Annotated in this window: 18 protein-coding genes; 11 read left to right on the forward strand and 7 right to left on the reverse strand. The window is 40.6% G+C overall.

Annotation, left to right across the window (positions count from 1 at the left end; all coding sequences use genetic code 11):
- Positions 1 to 125: 125 nt before the first annotated feature.
- The 3 genes from OCU78_RS20510 to OCU78_RS20520 all read right to left on the reverse strand — a co-directional run bounded on the left by OCU78_RS20510 (position 126) and on the right by OCU78_RS20520 (position 2,138).
- Positions 126 to 1,073, reverse strand: a complete 948-nt coding sequence (locus tag OCU78_RS20510; RefSeq protein WP_137373714.1) for a LysR family transcriptional regulator — start codon at positions 1,071 to 1,073, stop codon at positions 126 to 128.
- Entirely contained in the window at positions 1,073 to 1,453 is a 381-nt protein-coding gene (locus OCU78_RS20515) for a nuclear transport factor 2 family protein (protein WP_137373870.1), read from the reverse strand. Before OCU78_RS20515 ends, OCU78_RS20510 begins: the two co-directional genes overlap by 1 nt.
- A 229-nt stretch (positions 1,454 to 1,682) precedes the next feature.
- A complete protein-coding gene (locus OCU78_RS20520; protein WP_137373869.1) occupies positions 1,683 to 2,138 on the reverse strand; it encodes an Lrp/AsnC family transcriptional regulator in 456 nt (151 codons plus the stop codon).
- Positions 2,139 to 2,388: 250 nt separating this feature from the next.
- Between OCU78_RS20520 and yjeH the strand changes: the two genes are divergently transcribed.
- Positions 2,389 to 3,654 (forward strand): L-methionine/branched-chain amino acid transporter, encoded by a 1,266-nt coding sequence (yjeH, locus tag OCU78_RS20525; RefSeq protein ID WP_137373713.1) that lies wholly within the window; start codon positions 2,389 to 2,391, stop codon positions 3,652 to 3,654.
- Between the two features lie 121 nt (positions 3,655 to 3,775).
- On the opposite strand, the gene pdxR is transcribed toward yjeH, so the two are convergent.
- Positions 3,776 to 5,350, reverse strand: a complete 1,575-nt coding sequence (pdxR, locus tag OCU78_RS20530; RefSeq protein WP_137373712.1) for a MocR-like pyridoxine biosynthesis transcription factor PdxR — start codon at positions 5,348 to 5,350, stop codon at positions 3,776 to 3,778.
- Between the two features lie 90 nt (positions 5,351 to 5,440).
- On the opposite strand from pdxR, the gene OCU78_RS20535 reads away from it, so the two are divergent.
- On the forward strand, positions 5,441 to 6,100 hold the full coding sequence (locus OCU78_RS20535; RefSeq protein ID WP_137373711.1) for a pyridoxamine 5'-phosphate oxidase family protein: 660 nt from the start codon (positions 5,441 to 5,443) through the stop codon (positions 6,098 to 6,100).
- A 136-nt stretch (positions 6,101 to 6,236) separates the two neighbouring features.
- On the opposite strand, the gene OCU78_RS20540 is transcribed toward OCU78_RS20535, so the two are convergent.
- A complete protein-coding gene (locus OCU78_RS20540; RefSeq protein WP_137373710.1) occupies positions 6,237 to 7,247 on the reverse strand; it encodes an AraC family transcriptional regulator in 1,011 nt (336 codons plus the stop codon).
- Between the two features lie 147 nt (positions 7,248 to 7,394).
- Here OCU78_RS20540 and OCU78_RS20545 point away from each other — a divergent pair, with 147 nt between their 5' ends.
- From OCU78_RS20545 to OCU78_RS20575, 7 genes are all read left to right on the forward strand, one after another.
- Complete coding sequence (locus OCU78_RS20545; protein ID WP_137373709.1) at positions 7,395 to 7,730, forward strand: MFS transporter; 336 nt, start codon at positions 7,395 to 7,397, stop codon at positions 7,728 to 7,730.
- Positions 7,724 to 8,947, forward strand: a complete 1,224-nt coding sequence (locus OCU78_RS20550; protein WP_137373708.1) for an HlyD family secretion protein — start codon at positions 7,724 to 7,726, stop codon at positions 8,945 to 8,947. The genes OCU78_RS20545 and OCU78_RS20550 overlap by 7 nt, the downstream gene beginning before the upstream one ends.
- A gap of 553 nt (positions 8,948 to 9,500) precedes the next feature.
- Positions 9,501 to 10,400, forward strand: a complete 900-nt coding sequence (locus OCU78_RS20555) for an AraC family transcriptional regulator (RefSeq protein ID WP_137373707.1) — start codon at positions 9,501 to 9,503, stop codon at positions 10,398 to 10,400.
- A 402-nt stretch (positions 10,401 to 10,802) separates the two neighbouring features.
- The gene (gene codB / locus OCU78_RS20560) at positions 10,803 to 12,038 is read left to right on the forward strand and encodes a cytosine permease (protein WP_137373706.1); all 1,236 of its coding nucleotides are present in this window, start codon (positions 10,803 to 10,805) and stop codon (positions 12,036 to 12,038) included.
- A gap of 9 nt (positions 12,039 to 12,047) precedes the next feature.
- A complete protein-coding gene (locus tag OCU78_RS20565; protein ID WP_137373705.1) occupies positions 12,048 to 13,325 on the forward strand; it encodes a cytosine deaminase in 1,278 nt (425 codons plus the stop codon).
- A 298-nt stretch (positions 13,326 to 13,623) separates the two neighbouring features.
- Positions 13,624 to 13,836 carry a transcription antiterminator/RNA stability regulator CspE gene (gene cspE, locus OCU78_RS20570; protein WP_004730009.1) on the forward strand — a complete coding sequence of 71 codons (213 nt, stop codon included), beginning with the start codon at positions 13,624 to 13,626 and terminating at the stop codon, positions 13,834 to 13,836.
- A gap of 254 nt (positions 13,837 to 14,090) precedes the next feature.
- On the forward strand, positions 14,091 to 15,107 hold the full coding sequence (locus tag OCU78_RS20575; RefSeq protein WP_137373704.1) for a GGDEF domain-containing protein: 1,017 nt from the start codon (positions 14,091 to 14,093) through the stop codon (positions 15,105 to 15,107).
- Positions 15,108 to 15,368: 261 nt separating this feature from the next.
- On the opposite strand, the gene OCU78_RS20580 is transcribed toward OCU78_RS20575, so the two are convergent.
- Entirely contained in the window at positions 15,369 to 15,971 is a 603-nt protein-coding gene (locus tag OCU78_RS20580) for an aldolase/citrate lyase/malate synthase family protein (protein WP_137373703.1), read from the reverse strand.
- Between the two features lie 355 nt (positions 15,972 to 16,326).
- On the opposite strand from OCU78_RS20580, the gene OCU78_RS20585 reads away from it, so the two are divergent.
- Complete coding sequence (locus OCU78_RS20585; RefSeq protein ID WP_240701743.1) at positions 16,327 to 17,757, forward strand: DUF3612 domain-containing protein; 1,431 nt, start codon at positions 16,327 to 16,329, stop codon at positions 17,755 to 17,757.
- 585 nt (positions 17,758 to 18,342) lie between these two features.
- A complete protein-coding gene (locus tag OCU78_RS20590) occupies positions 18,343 to 20,340 on the forward strand; it encodes a methyl-accepting chemotaxis protein (RefSeq protein WP_137373701.1) in 1,998 nt (665 codons plus the stop codon).
- Positions 20,341 to 20,548: 208 nt separating this feature from the next.
- On the opposite strand, the gene OCU78_RS20595 is transcribed toward OCU78_RS20590, so the two are convergent.
- The gene (locus OCU78_RS20595; RefSeq protein WP_137373700.1) at positions 20,549 to 22,102 is read right to left on the reverse strand and encodes a DEAD/DEAH box helicase; all 1,554 of its coding nucleotides are present in this window, start codon (positions 22,100 to 22,102) and stop codon (positions 20,549 to 20,551) included.
- Positions 22,103 to 22,210: the final 108 nt, after the last annotated feature.

Consider the following 22,210-nt stretch of genomic DNA (forward strand, 5'->3'; position numbering starts at 1 on the left):
CAGTATTTATTTAAAAGAGAATATCATTAAAAGAAATGCTGAATTGAAACCATGCACCCTGTATCAAGCTCACCGATAAGCTATCGAATAACCTCAAAGTAAAGCGACTTGGGTATTATTTGAAATCAAAGATTATCATTTAGGTTATGATTTAAAATCATACTGATGTTATAGCTTGATCGCAGCATCGCTTTGCACGCTTTTTCACGAGCCCACTTATGTGCAGAATCATTGTCGTATTTTGGATGCCACATCAGCCAATATTTATGGCTTTCTGTATCAAAAGGAAGTGAGTGATAAGTCAATTCAAAGTGACGAGCTAAATTCACAGCAATGTGCTCAGGCACGATCATGAGATGATCACCTTGTGATAATACATTACAAGCCGATGAGAAGAATGGCACCTGTAATGAGACTCTTCGCTTGTAACCTAACTGTTTTAAAATCACATCAGCATGGGTGTCTTTATCCCCACCGCCTGTCACTTTAATATGTGGAAATGCCACAATATTATCTAAAGAGATCGTTTTTTGCTTGGCTAATGGATGACTCGAACGCATTAAACATACTGAAAAATCTTCCCCTAGTTTCAGGCTGGAAACATTGTCAGGCTTCTTTGGCAACATGGTGGATGCAAGGTGAATGCCCATCTCATTCAACGCTTCTAAATAGCTTGGCAGCCAAAGACGATAAGCCAAATTAATTTGGGGCGCGTGTTGGGCTATTTCTGCCACAATATCTGGCAAAATATATTGAGCAACATAGTCACTTGAAGAGAGTACCCACTCCCCTTTCCAATCTTTGGGTTCAAAGGGTTTATCATCTAATAAGTGGTCAAATTCACTAAGTAAATCATCCAGCTTATCTTTGAGTAATAGTGCTCGATTTGTGGGTACCAATTTATTTCCATCGCGTACCAATAAAGGGTCACCACATAACTCTCGCAATTGCGCCAGCTGTCGGCTCACAGCCGATTGGGTGATGTGCAAACGCTGGGCCGCTTTGCTGACATGACATTCTTCAAGCAATACATGCAGTGAGCGCAGCAAATTTAAATTAATGTTCCCTAACATTATTCACCCATTACCTGAACCCATTGGCGTCTCCATTCTGGAGCGGGGAAGCTTTCAGGCCAAAATTCGACTTGTTTACTGATCAAACCATCTTCAACCGTATGAAAAGTGATAGCCCTTTCAAATAGCTTACCATCAGACACGCTCACATCCGTTACCACCTGATTACGTTCCGCAACAATGCTATTCAGAACAAACGTCCATTTGCCGCTGGCGGGATATTGTGAGTTAATTTTGGCAAAGTTTTCTCTGCCGAAAATGGTTTCATGAGACTGAGGCCATTGAACCACACAATCGATGGTCAATAATTTCGATGCCAGATAAAAGTCATTCGTTTCCATTGCCGCCCAAAAGCTAAGTACCACTTCCTTTGGTGCCATACCATCAATGTTCGTTTCATCAGAAAAAGTATTTTGGGTAGGAGTCGAACCTTCATAAATGATACTTGATAATAGATAGTCCGTTTCAGCTTTAGATCTCATGGTTATTCTTCATTATTGGAAATATTCATATTTGGGAAATACAGGTTTATTGAACTGAGGCGAATTCGAGGATATTCGTTTCACGTTTTTAAAATCACCTCTCATAATTCAAAGCTAATCGCAGTGATCAACTAGAACATGATTTTTGTTTATTAAAAAACTCAGCTAAAACGGTATGAGTCATAAGGTGACGTAATTCAGGGTAAAGCTGTAATTGATCGCGTATTTGGTTCAATCGCCCCATACTTTCAACTTCGACATACAACATCATATCTGTCTCACCACTAATAGAATGACACCACAATACACCGTCGATGCTTTGAATTTGTTTCGAGTATGATTCGCAATTGTGCTCACAGCTCGACATATCAAACTTCAATAAAATATAAGCGCACACATTTCGAGATTTCTCTTGCTCTGCCAACTGTGCGTAGTAACCCAAGATCACTTTATCATTCTCTAATTTCTTGATTCTCGCCGTCACCGCAGATCGTGACAGATTGACATCCCGAGCAATATCACTCACTGAGCATCGTGCGTTTTCTTTGAGAATTTCTAAAATTTGGCGATCGAACTTATCCATATTATTTAAGCTTCCACTGCTTGTTCTATTTCTACCGTCTAATTTGCCACAATTCATAGCGTTAGAACAGAAAGCGGCTTTCAAGATCACAACATATTCGCGCATATTGCCTTTTCTTTAATCAAAGTGACGGAGTATTACGACGTTTCGCTAGCTGTAATATGCGCTTTAAAACGATATTCTTTCTATTCAGTGGATGCACCTGCAATTAACAAGATAAATTAAACGGCATATCGGGCAAGGAAAGCGAATGGCACAACTCAAGCAAGAAATCACCCTTATCTCTGGAATAGGGCAACTCTCCACCACCCTTCTTGGGACTGGTTTATTTATGATCCCTGCAATTGCAGCAGGCATTGCCGGTCAGTTATCGCTGTTAGCTTGGCTGCTTTTGTTTATCGCAATATGCCCTATAGCCTTAACTTTCGCCGCTTTAGGTAAACGCTACCCAAATGCAGGCGGCACTGCTTATTTCGTCCGCCAAGCATTCAATGAACGTTTGGAAACCAGCGTGGCTTGGTTATTTGTGAGTGTAATTCCTGTTGGTGTTCCTGCAGCTGTGGCGCTTGCTGGTGGGTTTGCTCAGCAATTACTCCCAGCTCCTTTCAATACTTCACTCATGGCACAGTTTTTCACGGTTGCTTTACTAGTTTTGGTGAACCTCATGGGCAGTAAATCCTCGGGTCGCTTACAAACCGTCATCGCTCTTTCTATTTTTACTCTCGTAGGCTCATTTATTTGGAAAGCCGATATTGGCACTCAAGATATTGCTTTTCCTGCCATAACTAGCGAATCAGTATGGGCAGTTGGCGCTGCGCTTGGAGTGATGTTCTGGTGCTTTGTCGGAATAGAAGCGTTCGCCCATATGGGTGAAGAATTTAAAAACCCACAAAGGGATTTCCCAATCGCTATTATCGCGGGCTGCTTTGTTGCTGGTGCCGTCTATTGGGCATGTTCTGTGGTCATTTTAAAATTAGGCGCTTATGGCTCACCTGAGTTCGATGCCACATCCATTCCATGGATCACCCAGCAATTATTCGGTGACGGGCTAAAAGTCGTAATTAGTATTCTGGGGTTTTTGGCTTGTTTTGCCAGTCTTAACCTTTATACCCAAAGCTTATCTCGTATGATTTGGGCACAAGCGAGACAGCATAGACCCGATAGCCATATGGCGAAACTATCACGTCAAGGTGTCCCTTATGTAGCCACTTTCGCAATTGGCTTCGTAGTATTAGTTTCTTGCAGCTTTGGTGAACTGTCTGGGTTAGATTTAGAATTCTTTCTTAAACTCGCAAATGGCATTTTCGTCTTGGTGTACTTACTGGCAATGCTCGCGGCTTATCAATTGCTGACTGGAGCTTCAAAGTACATTGCAGCGGTCTCATTAGTACTTTGTGTATTAGTCTTTGTATGCCTAGGTTGGTCTATGTTGTACGCCGTTTCTATCTTCACGCTGTTATCATTGCCTTGGCAAAAGTGGCTTAAAAAAACAAAGCCACAAACCAATATCGAATAATGCTGTTAGCGTTAGGTAGTGTTAGCGCTAGATGATATTCCAGGTGGTCGCGGTAAATAATAATCGCGCCACCTGCAAGTAAACGTAAACCATATCAATAAAATAAATTACTGATTACTGATTACTGATAGAAAAGTTGCGCAATCTCTTTTACTTTTGAATCAATGTCTTGCAAACGAATATTTCCAAACCCAAGTACGACACCTTGCCAAGTACGATTTGGGTTAGGAACATATTCATACACACCAAGCGGACGTACCACAATCCCCTTTTCTTTTGCCCTTAATTTCCATTCCTGTTCTGTAATATAGCCTTGCCATTTTATAGTGACATGCAAACCTGCCGCTTGGCTAATAACATCAACATCGTCAGCAAATTCTCTATTGACCGCTTCAACCATGGTTTGATGTTTTTGCTTATACAATCGGCGCATTTTACGGATATGTCTGAGCAGGTCACCTTCACTAATAAAATCAGCCAATGCTGCTTGGGTATGAGCAGCCGAATCTCCCGTTAAAGCATCTTTAATTTCTAAACATCTTGGAACTAGGCTTTCTGGTACAACTAAATAACCAAGTCTTAATCCATTAAACATCACTTTACTTAATGACCCGACATACAAAATTCGGTCATCGTGTCGTATTTTACTCGCAAGCCCCTGCATGCTGGTATAAGGACGATGAGCGAATTGAAATTCACTGTCATAGTCATCCTCTATCACCCATGACGAGCTTTGGTACGCCCACTCAATCAATTTTAAGCGTTGTTCAGTATTCAGCGTCGTTCCCATTGGGTATTGATTACTGGGTGTCAGGTACAGAGAATGAGCATCACTAGTAAGAATGGTATCTAGGCTAATTCCTGACTTTTCATGAACAGGGACGCCTTGCCTTTTAAGTTTCAATAAATTGATGATTTTATGCATTTGAAGGTAGCCCGGTTCCTCCATTAAGATCTCATCTCCTTGTTTTAAGGTCGCCATTAAAGCGATTGAAATGGCTTGCTGTGCCCCCGAAGTAATAATAATTCGGTTTGGATTGCACTTCACAGATCGACTACTTGCAAGGTAATCACTTAAGGCTTGCCTCAATGGTAAATATCCTTGCAGGCTTTGATTGCCAGCTAAAGTTTTACGAGTAATATGCCTTTGTAACAACCGTTGCCACTTCGCAAACGGAAACTGTTCTAAATCAGGGACTCCCGGCGCAAAACCGGCATTTAAGTCAAAGCTGTCTGAGTCATCAAAACTTCTGATTTCATCTTGAAACGTACACTGAGTTTGATGCTCTAATTCACGCGTTTTCTCTTTTTCAATAGAGGTTGAGTCTTCTGAGTTTGAACCTAAATTGGCATTTGGACCATTCTTAGCATTTATACTATTGCCCTCGCTTACATTCAGATCTGAAGTCGCGTTAATATCAGAATGTAAATACTGCTCAGGCTGTTCAACCATGACATAGTAGCCCGACCCGGTTTTACTCTCGATATAACCTTCAGTAACCAGTTGCTCGTAAGCATAAATTACCGTGTTTCGGCTTACTTCTAATTCAGAAGCGAGCTTACGAGTGGACGGTAATTTACTCCCTTTATTCCATAATCCATGGATAATTTTCTCTCTAACAGCATGAAATAACGCACTTTGTCGACTGCTGTATTTTTCGTCTAAGGTTAGGTCACCGATATCGATAGGCTGCATAACTGGATCCAAACACTCTTTAAAACTGGTTCTATTTATCGAACCAGTTAATCGCTATCTTTCTAGAAAAGCAATGAAGGAGAGCGCAATATGTTATCTAACACTAAAAGAACAGAAATAAAAAAAGGCGCGCATAAAGCGGAATTTGACCAAGAGAAACTGTATAAAATTATTGATGAAAGCCTCATCGCACACATTGCCCTTTCAGGAGAAAAAGGTCCTGTGGTCATCCCAATGTTAGCGTGGCGTGTCGATAATATGGTTTACATCCATGGCGCTAAAAACAGTCGACTATTAAGAGGGCTTAAAAAGGGAGAGCAAACTTGCTTAACTTTTACTCTTTTTGATGGATGGGTGCTCGCTCGCTCTGCATTTCATCACAGTGCACACTACCGTTCTGCGGTTGTATTTGGTCAATTTTCAGTCATCGATGACAACGCTGAGAAAGATCGTCTATTGAATATATTTATAGAGCAAATTGCGCCAGGAAGAATTAACGATATTAGACTGAGTAACCAGAAAGAACTGACGGCGACAGAGCTACTTGCTATTCCTTTAACGGAAGCTTCCGTCAAAATAGGTAAACACGGTGTAAATGATGATAAGGCGGATTTAGACATTCCAGCTTGGGCTGGTATTCTTCCATACCGAACCGTTGTGGGTCCACTAGAGCCAGTTTCAGATTTATATGAAGGTATTGAAGAACCTGATTATTCAAAAGCTTACGGTAAAAGGTGGCATCAACATTAGTCTAGCCAAGTAGATTATGTAGAGACGGGTGAAGGTATCTTGAACAGATATTTCTAGCTCCCGTCTCAATCCATTTATTTCAAAGACATTTTCTTCATTTAATGTTTACTTGAGGCCGAGTGGACAAACCTCGGCTTTATCCATTCAATCTAAAGCGTTCAATATATTGTTTAGGGGTTAGCCCCCTGTGCTTCTTAAACATCCGATTAAAACTAGCAATATTTGTATAGCCTAATCGGTTTGAAACTTCATCTAAAGGCACCAAATGCCTTAGCAACTCAACAGCCGTGTTACTGAGTACATACCCCATCACCGTCGAGAAATTCACACCCAACTTATGCAGCCGTCGCTGAAACTGTTGTTCAGAAAGATTCAATAAACTCGATACCTTCGCTAACGTCGGCAAACCAAAATGCCGGCTATAGTTTATAGCTTCATAGATCACTTTATATTCATCATTTGGATCCGGCATATTTAGATAATCATCAAGATCACTAAAATTCATCGCCAATTTCCCCTTTATTGGAGATGGATATTGATTGGTAGAAAGCCGTAAATCCGCCTTCAGCCAAATTTCCGTTCTTGGTTGCCCCCATTCCACGTTACAACCAAAATAATCAACATAAAGTTTACTGTTTTCACGACGACCAGCCACCAGCACACGAGCAGGTGAAAAATTGTCACCTAAATAACGGCGTAGGATTTTCATCATAAAAATGACGACTCGAATACTATCGTGAACTTTTCCTTTATCAGAATAAGAAGGGTTGTCGTAAGACCACTTAATCAAAGGACCGACTTGAGCACCAGAAAGGTAAGCTCCAGATTGTAAGCAATGCAGTCCCATGTTTACTCTACGAATAGTCGAAGCCAAATCATGCCCAGAGAAAAACCAATGACTAAGCGGTCCAATTCTTTCTATATCAACCAATGGGGCAAGTTTGAGTATAATATCAGGGTCTTGTGTCTCCTTTGCTAGGTTGACATACCACTGGCTCACCTCACTCACCGGTATCAAGTTCATTGGATTTTTAAACACTGATTCGGGAATCCCAAGCTTAGAAGTGAGTAATGGATAATGAGTCAGGGCATGCTGATATATCCCATAAATTCCAAGTGTTCTCAAAAAGTGGATATTATTCTTCAATGTGACCTCAACGAATACGTATTCATTAGAAATTTCAATTACAGATTAGCTCAAATAACCACTCAATTCGAACTAATCTGTAATTATCTTACCTTTATGGTCACGTGGCTTCACAATCACCCCATCAATAAGAAATAGGGGTTATCAATGAGTCTACTTAGTGTCCCATTTGTTGGAACAGGCGCAGACACTGCATTACATGTTGTAGCAGGCGTTGTGCTTGTAGCAACAATCGCAGCGGCTTGTTACGGCTTTTGGCGTTTCCATGAGCTACCAATCAATAAAGCACACAGTAAAGATCATCATCAACTTGGACTGATTACAGCTCTCACATGGATTGGATTCATCTGGCACTGGGTATGGGTTTTAGCCGTGATACTGGCTTTTGTTGATATGGAAAAAGCCATCATCAATCTTCGAGATACATGGCATGCGAAACCACAACCTGAAACTAAATCTGATGAGGAGAATCAATCATGCTAGAAGGCTTAGCTATTTGGGCTCTATTTATCTATCTATTACGACTAGTAGGCATGCCTTGGAATAAAGGCACGAAATCATTCGCTTACCTTGGTGGTACTGGGTGGCTGCTATTTGTTTGGGTAGGCTTAATTAACTACACACCAATGGATCTTTCTGGTGGTTCAGTGGTGCAATCTCCCCACATTCAATTGCGCCCAGATTCAACATCGGTAAAAGGTAAAACGACAAAAGTTCATATAGCGCCTAACCAAGAAGTAATGGAAGGTCAGCTTATCTACGAAATTGATGATACAAAATTCATTATTGCGAAAGATAAAGCACAAGTGAAACTTGAATCTGCACATGCTGAATTAGATACCGCGAGCCAAGAAGTTGAAATCGCAAAAGTGAGCTACCAGTCTGCATTAGCTGATATTGAAACATCGAAAGCTCAAATTGAATCAGCAGAAACCGATTTATTGCTGCAGACTAAAACACTGGCTCGTTACAAACAGCAAAATAAAGTGGTGAAGCACACCATTACGGAAACCGACATTGACCAACAGACCGCGGCGGTAGATTTAGCCAAACACAATGTGAAAACGCTACAGTCCCAATTGGGTAAGAAACAAGTAGATGCAAGCAATGCTGAATTAAACATTCATAAAGCAGAAACAAATGTTGTTCAAAAGAAAACGGATGTAGATTCAGCGCAAGCTTCGTTGGCACAAGCGCAATGGGATTTAAACAGCACGAAAGTAACCGCCCCAACCGATGGATTCGTTACCAACTTCATTTTGCGTGAAGGTCAGCGTGTATCACTGATGCCAAGAATTCAAATGTACACCAATGAAAAATATGTGCTTATGCGAGTAAATCACCAGGCAATTCGAAACGTAAAAGTGGGACAACCAGCAGAGTTCGCAACTGCGGTTTACCCAGGGAAAATATTTACAGCAACCGTAGAAGGAATTGTTGAAGCGACAGGTGAAGCACAAGGTTCATTAATGGGCTGGGATGATTCAGTAAGAGCAACGACTGGCAAAAACCTTCAAAACAAACACCATTTTGTACGTTTAAAAATTGAAGAACCTGATGGCTACGACATCCCAGTGGGAGCAGTTGGTCTCGCATGGGTGAGTGGTGATAAACCAATCAGCTTCATGGCGTTTTTAGATGTTATTCGTGGAATAATTATTAGAATGAAATCCCAGCTTTACTTCTTCTATTCGATTTAAATCCAGGTTTTCAACACGGTACATCAAGGTTAGGTCAATATGGTTACATCATATTGACCTTTTTACTTTGTTTTTTAGAAATTACATATTTCCATATCTCACCCAAGACTTGTGCTCACACCGTCGCAAGCAGATGCCAATTCGCATTTTGCAGTTTCACAATGCGAAATAAAAATACCAAAACGCAACAGCATTGAACAAATATGCACCAAAATGCTCTGAAATCACCATTTTTCATTGATGAAAAGTTGGCACGCTAACTGCAATATATAAATTGACCCTTCTTAAGCCGAGGGTCACCTAGCCAACTGACGTTGTTAGTGAACTCTCATTGTTCACACTATATATAAGCCAATTGCGGTTATTGCAATTGGCTCTTTTTTTATCTATTGCTCGTAAACGTCACTACCATCTACTTATAGTTCTGCTTCACTTGCACTGACCAACTTTCAACACATCTTCTGTGTGAAACGACTCCCGTTTTGACCTGTCAGTACTAAGCACTGTAAATGACTTCGCTACACTACTCTCGTTCAAGCAACCGAGTGCTCTTATGAAAACAGACTATTCAATAAAACTTCTCCCTGTAATTCGATATCTAGAAAAAAATTTCAACGAGCCACTCAATTTAAAGCAAGTTGCTGAGTTAGCCTGCCTATCGCCTTATCATTTCCATAGAATCTTTAAAGCTGTGACGGGGGAAACTCTCAACGAATTTATTCGGAGGCTAAGGTTAGAGGCCGCCGCCAATGAACTTTTCTATACAAAACCAAACATTACTTCTGTCGCATTAGGATATGGGTTTTCAAGCTCTCAAAGCTTAGCAAAAGCCTTCAAACAGCATTTTGCACTTACTCCGAGTCAAATAAGGGAATGTGAAAATATTCATGATTTTTCGGTACTTCTGAGAAGCAGCAAGATTGGACACTCACTGCGCAAGATTGGACACGCCGGAAAAAAGACACCGCAATATACTGGATATGAACGAACCTTATGGAGCAACAATATGGAAATTAAGACATTCGAATCAAGCCAGATCGCTTACCTACGAGTTACAGGTCCTTATGGTGAAAACTATGACCCAGCACTTGGCAAACTTTACTCTTGGGCAGGTCCTGAAGGATTAGCAGGCAATACTTCGATCTTTATTTATCACGATAACCCTGAAATTACTGCAGCTGAAAATTGCCGAACTGATTTATGCCTAATGATCGATGAATCAATCACGCCACCTCAAGGGATAGAGGTGAAAAATTTTACTGGCGGGAAATATGCAACGGTTCGAAAAACCATTACTGATAAGTCCCAGTATGGATCTACATGGGATGAACTCATCGCCCAAGTCGTTGATCAAGGACTAGACACTGATGACCGCCCTTGCTTTGAACTTTATCACCACTACGACCTTGAAAAAGGTCACGCTGATGTAAGCTTCTGTACTGCTATCAAATAGTTTAAATCTTAATCCTTTCAATACCTCTAACTTCTACCAGAAACCCACTTTTACTGTCTGCTCACAGAGAGTGAAAGTGGTGTGGGTGCAAATTCAAAGTACCATATTCAAATCACAATTTTTACAGTTAATCATTCATAAGCATATAATCGAATTTATCAAGTCAACACAGCTTAATAAACAATAATCACACCAATAGTAATCGATTCTTTATTATTTTTAATAAATAATTATGAAAACTTAATTGACTGTTTTTTAAAGCTTTTAAAATAAAAACCTCAGACTATCAAGACTTCATAATGAAAACTTTATTGACTAATCTATCTATATCACCATAATGCGCACGTTTACCTGAAATATGGTCAATTTAATTTAAATTAATTGTAATTGCGGAGGTGTAAAATGGCTGATAATAACTACAGTCTCGGGCCGGTACCAACATCGGCTAGGAAAGGGGTCGCTTCACTTACTATGGTAATGCTCGGACTCACTTTCTTCTCTGCAAGTATGTGGACGGGGGGTTCACTGGGAACTGGGCTTTCTTTTGACGACTTTTTCCTCGCCGTACTAATTGGCAACTTAATTCTTGGTATCTACACTTCATTTCTTGGCTACATTGGAGCTTCCACAGGTCTTTCCACTCACCTTCTTGCTCGTTTTTCTTTCGGAACTAAAGGCTCTTGGCTCCCTTCGGCTTTACTTGGTGGAACTCAAGTTGGTTGGTTTGGTGTAGGTGTCGCAATGTTTGCTATTCCAGTACAAAAAGCGACAGGTATTGATACCAATACATTGATCATAGTTTCTGGCTTACTTATGACTGCAACCGTCTATTTTGGTATAAAAGCACTCATGATTTTGTCTGCGATTGCTGTTCCGTCTATTGCTATCTTAGGCAGTTATTCTGTCTTCACCGCAGTAGACAGTGTAGGCGGTTTAGAACAGCTTCAGCTCATAAAGCCTGAGACACCAATGGACTTCTCCGTCGCGCTTGCGATGGTGGTGGGGTCTTTTGTTAGTGCCGGTACATTAACTGCCGACTTCGTACGTTTTGGTAAAAAACCTGCCAGTGCAGTATTAGTGACTATGGTGGCTTTCTTCATCGGTAATTCGTTAATGTTCATTTTTGGCGCGGCAGGTGCTGCAGCGACTGGGCACTCAGACATTTCAGATGTCATGATTGCACAAGGATTATTACTTCCTGCAATTATTGTACTGGGCTTGAATATCTGGACCACCAATGAGAATGCTCTTTATGCTTCAGGTTTAGGTATTTCGAATATTACAGGTCGTTCAAGTACTGCTATGTCTATAATCAACGGCATCATTGGTACTATTTTCGCTCTTTGGCTATATAACAATTTTGTGGGCTGGCTAACTTTTCTATCACTTGCTATCCCACCAATTGGTGGCGTAATAATTGCGGATTTTTTCTCGAACCGTAAACATTACAAAGATTTTGCAAAAGCAGAGTTCAAAACCGTTAACTGGGCTGGCATTATCGCGGTCGCAATCGGTGTAGCTGCAGGTCACTTCCTACCAGGCGTTGTGCCTTTAAATGCAGTTTTAGGTGGGGCGTTTAGCTACCTAATACTTAACCCTCTAATCAATAAAAAAGCACTGACTTCTCAGGCGGCTTAAGGACTCATTATGACAACCCTACTTATCAAGAATGCCAAAATTCAAGACCAAGATGCCTTGAAAAATATTCTGATAGAAGACGGTCAATTCAAACGTATTCTCAACATAGATGAGCCACTAGATCACCAAGGAGACACTCTTGATGTTGAAGGCGGTCTTGCTGTCTCGCCATTTTGTGAGCCACATATTCACTTAGACACTACCCAAACGGCTGGTGAACCTAATTGGAATATTTCAGGCACTTTATTTGAAGGCATTGAGCGTTGGTCAGAACGTAAAGAACTGCTTTCAATAGAAGATGTAAAATCAAGAGCAAAGCAAACTCTGAAATGGCAAATTGCTAACGGCGTCCAGCACGTTCGGACTCACGTGGATGTGTCAGATCCAACATTAATTGCATTAAAAGCGATGGTAGAAGTTCGTGAAGAAATGAAAGAGTGGGTAGACATACAAATTGTCGCTTTCCCGCAAGAAGGAATTCTTTCTTATCCAAATGGCAAAGAGCTGTTAGAAGAAGCCGTAAAACTTGGTGCCGATGTAATTGGTGCAATTCCACATTTTGAGTTTACTCGTGAATATGGCATTGAATCTCTTCATTACGTATTTGAACTGGCACAGAAATACAATTGCTTGATCGATGTTCACTGTGACGAAATTGACGATGAACAATCACGCTTTGTTGAAACACTAGCGGCTCTCGCTCATAAATTTGAGATGGGTAATAAAGTCACGGCAAGCCATACAACCGCAATGGGTTCTTACAACGGTGCTTATGCTTCTCGCTTATTCCGTCTACTTAAAATGTCTGGCATTAATTTTGTCGCTAACCCCTTAGTGAACATTCACTTGCAAGGCCGCTTTGATGATTACCCTAAACGCCGTGGTGTTACCAGAGTAAAGGAAATGCTCGCTGCGAATATTAATGTATGCTTTGGCCATGACGACGTATTTGATCCATGGTACCCACTGGGCACAGCAAATATGCTGCAAGTTTTACACATGGGCTTGCACGTTACTCAAGTGATGGGTTATGACCAAATCAATCAATCACTTGATTTAATCAGCAAGAATTCAGCCCGCACTCTTAATATTCAAGATAATTACGGTATAGAAGAAGGCAAACCTGGCAGTTTACTTATACTTCCTGCCGAAAATGGTTTTGATGCTGTTCGTCGCCAAGTCCCAGTTCAGTACTCGGTTCGTCATGGTAAAGTAATTGCAGAAACTCAGTTAGCAAAAACCAAGATCAACCTTGATCAAACGGAAGATGTTAACTTCAAACGTTAATCATCAATAAAGTCAATAAACAAGGGAGCGCACGCTCCCTTTTCCTTCGAAAATAACCAGCAATTTTTTTTCGTAAAAACTCAATCAAAGTGTGTACAGCCTCTAAGAATGTGTTACCATGCTCTCGCTCTGTTAGCCAGAGTTATTTAAGTTAGAAAAGTAAAATTGACATGTAAAATCGTTACCCGTTTTTGTAAGTAGTTTTTCCTTATTTCTTAGCAATATTAAATAATTCAATTATCAGCGCATTGCAGAAGACTGCAATAAACAATTAAAATTTATGAATAAGGGACAAATTATGTCTAACACAAATACTGGCACTGTAAAATGGTTTAACGAAGAGAAAGGTTTCGGTTTCATTTCTCAAGACAACGGCGGCGCTGACGTATTCGTACACTTCCGTGCTATCGCATCTGAAGGTTTCAAAACTCTTAAAGAAGGCCAAAAGGTTTCTTTCGAAGTTGAGAACGGTCAAAAAGGCCTACAAGCAGCTAACGTTGTTGCTCAATAATAAGCATTTAGCTTAAGAATTTTAAAGCGCTGATTTTTATCGGCGCTTTTTTGTTTCTATTGCGTTATTTTCCCCCACCTCAATTTCATTCTGCGGCACTTCGTACTATTAAATTCATATGAACATCCTAATTTGTGTCGATTTAATATAACCCGACCCCATTAATCATATAATTTTTAAAGCAAATTACGCAAAAATCCGCTAGTCTTATCTTTAAGTCACTCCCGTTAATATTCCTAGTTGCAGTAAGAATAATGAAAAAAGATGAATTTCAAAAATCGACCGCTAACTTAAAAAAAGCTGTTCCACTCATGATGAAAAACAGAGTGTCTACTACACCTGCAAATTATGCGTTGTGGTATACCTATGTTGATAATGCAATTCCTCAGCTAACGAAAGAAATGGATAGTGTTCTAGAACAATATGGCATTTGCCCCCCTACAGTTGGCGACACTCTTTACACCAACTATGTAGCCAGTAAATCAGAAACCAATATGAATGAGCTTCGTGCGAGTATTGAAGTTTTGGTGACAGAGGTTGCACATTCAATGAATGATACTTTAGCGGACACTTCTGCATTTTCAGAAATGATCGACAAAAGTTTAGGGGATCTGTCTAGAGTCGAGAATGAAGGCATGTCTATCGATGAAGTTATGGGGCTTGTCCGACAGCTTGTTTCTGAATCAAGAGATATCAGACACTCGACTCAATTTCTAAACTCTCAGCTAAATAATGCTTCAAGTGAAATTAGCCGCCTAAAGAATCAACTTGTAGAAGTTCAAAAAGACGCACTGTTTGATAGTCTATCTAGCCTTTATAATCGCCGCTCATTCGACAAAGACCTCCAAACTCTGTGTGAAACGAATCAAGCGATGTGCTTAATACTTCTCGATATCGACCATTTCAAATCTTTTAATGATACCTATGGGCACTTATTCGGTGACACCGTGATAAAAAGTATTGCTCGCAAACTTCAGTTAAGCAGTAGAGATGGCATCAGTGCCTATCGATTTGGTGGTGAAGAATTCGCTTTAATCGTACCAAATAAATCTTTGCGTATTGCAAGACAATTTGCTGATACTAGCCGACGTACCATTGAAAAATTATCCATAAAAGATCGCCGTAGCGGTAAGCAAGTTGGAAATATTACCGCTTCATATGGTGTCGTTGAGTTTAAGAAAGGGGAAAGCCCAGAATCACTGATTGATAGAGCAGATAAATTACTCTACGAAGCAAAATCACTTGGTCGTAACAGAGTCATGCCTATATAAAAGAAGACTCTTTTAGTGACTATAGTTCTAAGACGAATATCGTTTGAACATGCTTGGCTCACTCAAAGAAGCTTAACGTTTTGTTTATAGCCTACTCTTTAAATAGTTTCATTTAATAGCACAAAGCCTCGATATTTCGAGGCTTTGTCATTCTTAAAAATAGAACCCAGTACTTCCCTTGTCTGAGCGCTATTAATTTCTTGAGCACCATTAATTCTTTTACATTATGTGTGAATCATTGGAGGAGCACTAAAATGGTTTTTATAGGTGATAACAGTAATCAAGCCTGTAGTCTTCACCACTTTTCGCTTTGAATTCTTTATCTTCACTGCATGCTTTAGGCTTACCTTTCTCATCACCTTTTACCAAGCTGATCCAGTGTCGCATTGCTGCTGTGGACTCATCCAGTGTACTTCTATCTGATGTCATATCTTTAGGCGCTTGGCTAAAGGTTGTGCATGTCTCTAATTGAATATCGTCAATATCAACCAGTTCAACACACCCTGTTCCTTTGTGGCTGCCGAACATTACTTCTAGGTGGCTACCACTACCATCTCTTAACAAAATTGAGTCTGGGTCGCACTTCTCTCCCATGTAAGCAACAAATTGTTTTGGGTGCTGTAAGCCACTGTGCTGACCATTTTTAAAAAATGCCAATACGTGTCGGTAATCGATAACATAACTCGTCACGTCTTGATGTGAGCCATTTTCTAGTGGGAAAAGTCTATCAAGTAGCTGTTTAGCTTTGATCTGCTTTTCACTTTGTCGGTTTGAACTGATTGTCTCTACGGCAAAGACAGCTTCAGCGATAAATGGTTTTGTTTGTTTTTGGATTTCTGTTTTATCGAAAGTAAGCATATTCATAGTCTTTCCCTCTTGACTAATTCAGTGACCATTCACTGTTTCTCTTTAACCAGTCAGTTTTCAAATTGTAGATTGAAGGCAGAAAATCTAATTTCAATCCGATATTTATTATGAAAACTTACAAGCTCATTCAGTAATAATGTGTTCTAGAGCAATAATTCCAAACTAACGTTTAAATACTTTGTCATTTTGTGAATTGCTTAGTTTGTAGACTAACTCTTTTTTACTTACAATTTCACAACAAAAATTTTACAGTGTGAATTTTACAAATATGGCCTTGTCAAAAAGTTTAGTTCGTCAGTCACATTTTCTTGGAACCAAAATTAGGAACCTAAGAAAAAGGAACCATCTCACGATGGAAGATCTCTCTGCGCGCTGTATTCGCATCAACCCAGAGTACGCCCCTTCCGTTTCTTATCTATCGATGATCGAGCGAGGAAAGCGAGTACCAAGTATTGATATGCTTGAAGTGGTTGCTCAAGTATTCCAAAAAGACCCCACATGGTTTTTGGATGACGAGCCAGAACAGCAGGCCATTACCCCAGACAAAGGAAACCGAGGTGGTATCCGTGGGATGGCTTTAGAGCCCAGTTTTTTATTCTCAAATGACATTTTGCAAATTGCCATTCCAGAGATGCTGTCGCAAACTGGGATTTCAGGTAAACAGTTTGCTCACCTGTTGATAAGAGCCCATCAAGAAAGTAACCAAAACCACTTCCCCGATCTTGAGCGTGCGGCCGAAGAAGTTGGACTCAAACGGCTTAACTTAGGTGTTGAAGACCTCATTGATATCGCGCGGGATTTAGGTATCCAAATTCGCTGGGTCACTCGAACGCCAAAAGATGTAGTAGACGAGCTAGGTATAAACGCCAAGCAACTAGTGACTTCATTTTTTGAACCACCAGGAACCATTTACTTAAATGAGATACTCAAAGAATACCCAACGCGCTTGAAGTACGATTTATCCGTTTATATCGGTCACTGTATCTTGCATAGTAAAGAAGGTCTTAAAAGTGTCCTGTCTGTTGGCAATAACAACACTTGGGACGACACTCAATCTGCTTCATCTTCACTATTGAACTCTCAAGATATTCTTCAAGCTTGGCGAGATTTTGAATCCAGTTTTTTTGCAGGCGCTCTACTTTGCCCCAAGGTTCCATTTAGGCAGTTACTTGACCGAACCGGCTATGAAATTGATGTCCATAAACGCGCAGGCGTTTCTCCATCAGTAGCCATGAGAAGAATGACTGTCGTTTCTCCTTACCCTCATTGGCACTATTTCGATGCTTACGGTCCAGGGAAGCTAAAAGCCGTTTACAGAGGAAATGGCATACCACTTCCATGGGGAAACATGAGAACCGTTGCCGATCCATGTCAACACTGGGCAGTGTTCCGTAGGTTAACCGAACCAAGAGCCGGAAGCTCAGCACAAATTTCAATATTAAATGTTGGAGACGAGCCTCGTATTTATTGCTGTGAGTCCGTCAACATGACAGATCCAGCAGGAAACAACCGAGTTCTATGCGCTGGTATTGACCTTAATCCAGCAATCGATGCTCAAGGTGGAGACTCAAGATCCATAGCCGAAGAGCTGAAAGCATCTTGTGTGAGCAACGGAGGTTCAGTCATCATTCCAAATAGTATTAAGAAAGATCTCACTACTATCGCAAAAATTCTCAATATAAATTGGATAGAAAGAGGAATAGAAACCGAAGCTCGACTAATTTGTTCTCGAGGTGCAGAGTGCCCGCGCCAACCAAGTTGTTACTCTAAGTGTGGAGCATAAATCTTGTGCATCATTCTAAATGTTAAGTAAGTGTTCAGGCAAAGTGATAAACAAAGAACGCAAATAGTAATGGTAGGAAGAGTGGTACATAGCCTTGCAATGATTTGGTTGTTCGTGAATTTTAGGCAAAAAAAAACCAACCACAAATCAGTGATTGGCTATATATTTTTGTGAACAATATTAGGTTCACTAACAACGTCAGTTGGCTAGGTGACCCTCGGCTTAAGAAGGGTCACTAATACTAATGCAGTATGCGTGCCAACTTATAAAGCACCATTTATTAGGCATTCAAGCGCTTATTTACGACAATTACCACTTAACATTTGCATATTGCAATCGCAAAACGCAATTTAAAATAGATTTGCTAGTGAGCCCCTTATCAGCAATCAACTTTGCGGCTTACTCTCTAGCAGTACCGAGTAACTACAAAAAAAAGAGGTATAAATTACTCAATAGTGTTATTGACAATAAAGACATATATTAAAGTGTGATTTGCGTCGATATTTATATAGGAAATTCAACACCTTAGATCCTATACTCAACCCATCAAAGTAACTATTAAACGACTCTGTTCAGGAGAATGTTTTGAACTCTATTCTACGTCGGTTCCCGCTTTATCTAGTGGTCACTTTTATTGCGGGTGTTCCACTGCTTATATCACTAATACTCGCCACCTTGTCAGTTTTTGACTACCGAGAGCAAGCCAATACATCAAATCAAGACCAAGAAGCGGTACAGCTTGTTGCACTTTACGACAACCTAGCCCATAACATCGCAGTTGAACGTGGATTGTCGGCAGGCGTACTTGGCAGTAAAGGTAACCCTACTCAAGTCTCTAACTTGAATAAGCAACGCAAAGTCGCAGACAAACACATTGATGCTTTGATTCAATATACTCCTCAGTACCTATCACAAGAATTAACACTCAAGTTAAGTAAAGACATTCAACAGCGTTTACGTACTATTTCAGACATTCGATCTCAAGTTGATAGCTTAAAACCTAAAGCATCTCCTTTTGCCTACTACTCAGATATCAACCAGCTTGCTATTGATAACTCAGCCATGCTGCTTGCCAACATATCAAATGCAGAGATAACCACTGTGGGCGCTTCATTGATCTCGATTGTGACGATGAAAGAAAAAGCAGGGCAGGTTCGTGGAGCACTTAATGGCGTATTCGCACGAGGTAGCGCTACCCCAAAGCTCTTTACGAATATCCAAGGCTATATTGAACAAGGTAGCTATGCGATGCGTAATGCACGTATCGAAATGCCAGACGTTTATAAAAGTCAATTGACGAGCCTTACTCAGCAAGATAGCTGGAAACAAGTCGTCAATATACAGAATAGTTTTCTAGCTCAGTCTAATCATTTGGATTCAGTAAAAGGTCCAGATGCTAGTGCTTGGTTTTCATTAGCGACAGACCGAATAAAGCTACTCAATGGTCTACGTAGTGACTTACAAGAAAGTATGATCAACAAGTCAAATAGCAATGCTGAACGCGCCAACTTTTTGAGTAATTTATTCATTTTACTCATCATAATCGTGGGTTCTATTCTTTTACTTTCCATTATTTTATGCGTCCAGAATCTAAAAAAACGCGTAGGTTTCTTAACGTCTAATTTAGGTCAAATGTCGACACAACGAGACCTGACTGTTCAACTGAATATGGATGGTAAAGATGAAATTTCACAAATTTCGTCAAGCATTGATGCTCTTACGGTCAATATCAAGAACCTGCTGTCAGATGTGACTAAAACAAACGAGCACAGTACGATTCGACTTGAGACGATTGTGAGTAACTCACACAACCTAGGCAGCAGTAGTCAAGCCACAACAGCGAAGTGTGAAAATATTGCCACAGCTATGACAGAATTATCTCAATCAAGTTTAGAGATAGCTTCATCAGCGGAAAGAGCTCTATCTGAAACTTCTGACATGAAAGGACAAGTGACAGATTGCCTAAATCAAAGTGAAGCATCTTTTGCTTCTGTTGAGGGGTTATTAGCTCAAATTTCCGAAACGCAAAACTGTATGACAGAGCTTGAGAAAGATACTCATAGCATTGGTCAAATCGTAGCATCCATTCAAGGGATCTCCGAGCAAACCAACTTACTCGCCTTAAATGCTGCAATTGAAGCTGCACGAGCTGGTGAGCATGGACGCGGCTTTGCAGTAGTGTCATCAGAAGTTAGGGATCTAGCACAACGCAGTAAAGACGCAACTGAGAATATTAGCCAGCTACTTGAAAAGATCACTGAGAATACTCGTCGGTCAGTCAATAATATGGATAAGAGCCGAGAGGCAAGCGATGGCACATACCAATCCGTTCATGTAGTGAATGGAAGTGTTCAGCAACTTGAGACCGTCATAGAGCAGCTCAGTGAGCATATAACGAGTATTGCTAACTCAACAATCGAGCAATCGAAAGCCAGTGAAGAAGTCGATAAAGACGTAGATACGCTTAGTGAAATAGCTCAAAGTACAGGAACTTTGGCTAATGACTTGAATACCATCGTAGATGATTACAAAGTTGAAGTTGCCGATGTTCAACGAAAGCTGAGTGAGTTTAAATTAGGCTAATTTAACGTCTCATATCCGATACATTCGTAAACAAGCTACTCATTAGAAAAAGGCATAAAAAAGCGCAAAGACTCAATATGAGCTTTGCGCTTTTTATTATTCAATAGCATTAAGGCTTTATGCCACCTTAATGATCACTCGAGCTAATCAATACAGATTTTAGCCTAGCTCTAAGTTATTTATCTAAATACAGCCTAAGTAACAATAACTATCCGTTCGCTTTCGGTGCTGATGAAGGCTTTGAGTTACGAGAAAATGGCTTCTTCGAACGGTTACCTGCAGGCTTCTTTGAACCATATTCTGATGGCTTATTGTCACTATTCGAACGATTTGTTGCTGGCTTTTTACCACCATTACCGCGTCTGTAGTTATTTCCATTGTTCTTAATAGAATTATCATCAGTTGTAGATTGAGCACCTTCACCTGACTTATTAGCAGGCTTATTCGCTGTGTTTGGTTTGCGTTTTGGTGCTGAACCATTACCCGCTACGTGACGCTTATTTTTTCCAGCTGGCTTATGACCGCGAGAGTTTTCACCTGAACGTTGACCATCGTTGTGCTCTGTTTTTGGCTTTTTAGGTTTCTTCTGTTTGATAGGACGAGTATCTAAACGTGACTCCGGCAATTTGTTTACTGGAGCGAAGCCTTCAAGCTCATGGCGAGGAAGTACTTGCTGGATCAGGCGTTCAATGCCGAATAGGTCAGACGCTTCATCTGCAGAAACCAATGAGATCGCTTTGCCAGCTTCCCCAGCTCGACCGGTACGGCCAATACGGTGAACATAATCTTCAGAGACATTAGGTAAATCAAAGTTCACAACTTGCGGCAGCTGAGGGATATCAATACCACGAGCGGCAATATCTGTCGCCACTAATACACGAACTTTACCGGTTTTGAAGTTTTCAAGTGCTTTAGTACGAGCACCCTGGCTTTTATTACCGTGAATTGGAGCTGAAGTGATCCCTTGTTCATCTAAGAAACGAGAAAGCTTGTTCGCGCCATGCTTGGTACGGCTAAAGACCAAAACTTGGTGCCAATCATTATCTTTGATTAGCTTCGCTAGCATCGGTGCTTTTTTCTTTTGATCTGCCGGGAAGATGCTTTGCTCTACAGTTTTAGCGGTTGAGTTAGCTGGGTTTACTGAAATCTCTACCGGATTATTAACTAAACCTTTTGCCAAACGGCGAATGTCATCAGAAAACGTCGCTGAAAATAGCAAGTTTTGACGCTTCTTAGGAAGGAAAGCTAAGATTTTACGAATGTCACGAATGAAGCCCATATCAAGCATACGGTCTGCTTCATCCAAAACCAAAATTTCTAATTGATCGAATCGAATCGCGTTTTGGTTGTACAAATCTAAAAGGCGGCCTGGAGTAGCTACCAATACGTCACTGCCTTTACGCAGTTTCTGCATTTGCGGGTTGATCTTCACACCACCAAATACAACACTCGACGTAATATCCAAGTGTTTAGAGTACTTCACTACACTGCCATTCACTTGTGCAGCCAGTTCACGAGTTGGGGTTAAAACCAAAGCACGAGCTTGGTTAGGCTTAACACGAGGGCCTTTTGATAAGATTTCCAAGATAGGAAGCGTGAAACCTGCCGTCTTACCAGTACCCGTTTGGGCCGCAGCCATTACATCGTTGCCTTTTAGAACAGCCGGAACAGCTTTTTCTTGAATTGGCGATGGCTTGTCGTAACCTTGCTCTTCAATTGCTTTAAGGATTGGAGCAGAAAGGCCCAAAGAGGTAAAACTCATAGATTATTTTCTCTGTTTGATAACATGAAGATAAAGCCGTAATCATCAGAATGACTATGCGACTTCATACTATTACTCAATATCGAGTAAAGCGCGATATTCTGAGGC

This window comes from Vibrio gallaecicus (assembly GCF_024347495.1).
Classification (GTDB): Bacteria; Pseudomonadota; Gammaproteobacteria; order Enterobacterales; family Vibrionaceae; genus Vibrio; species Vibrio gallaecicus.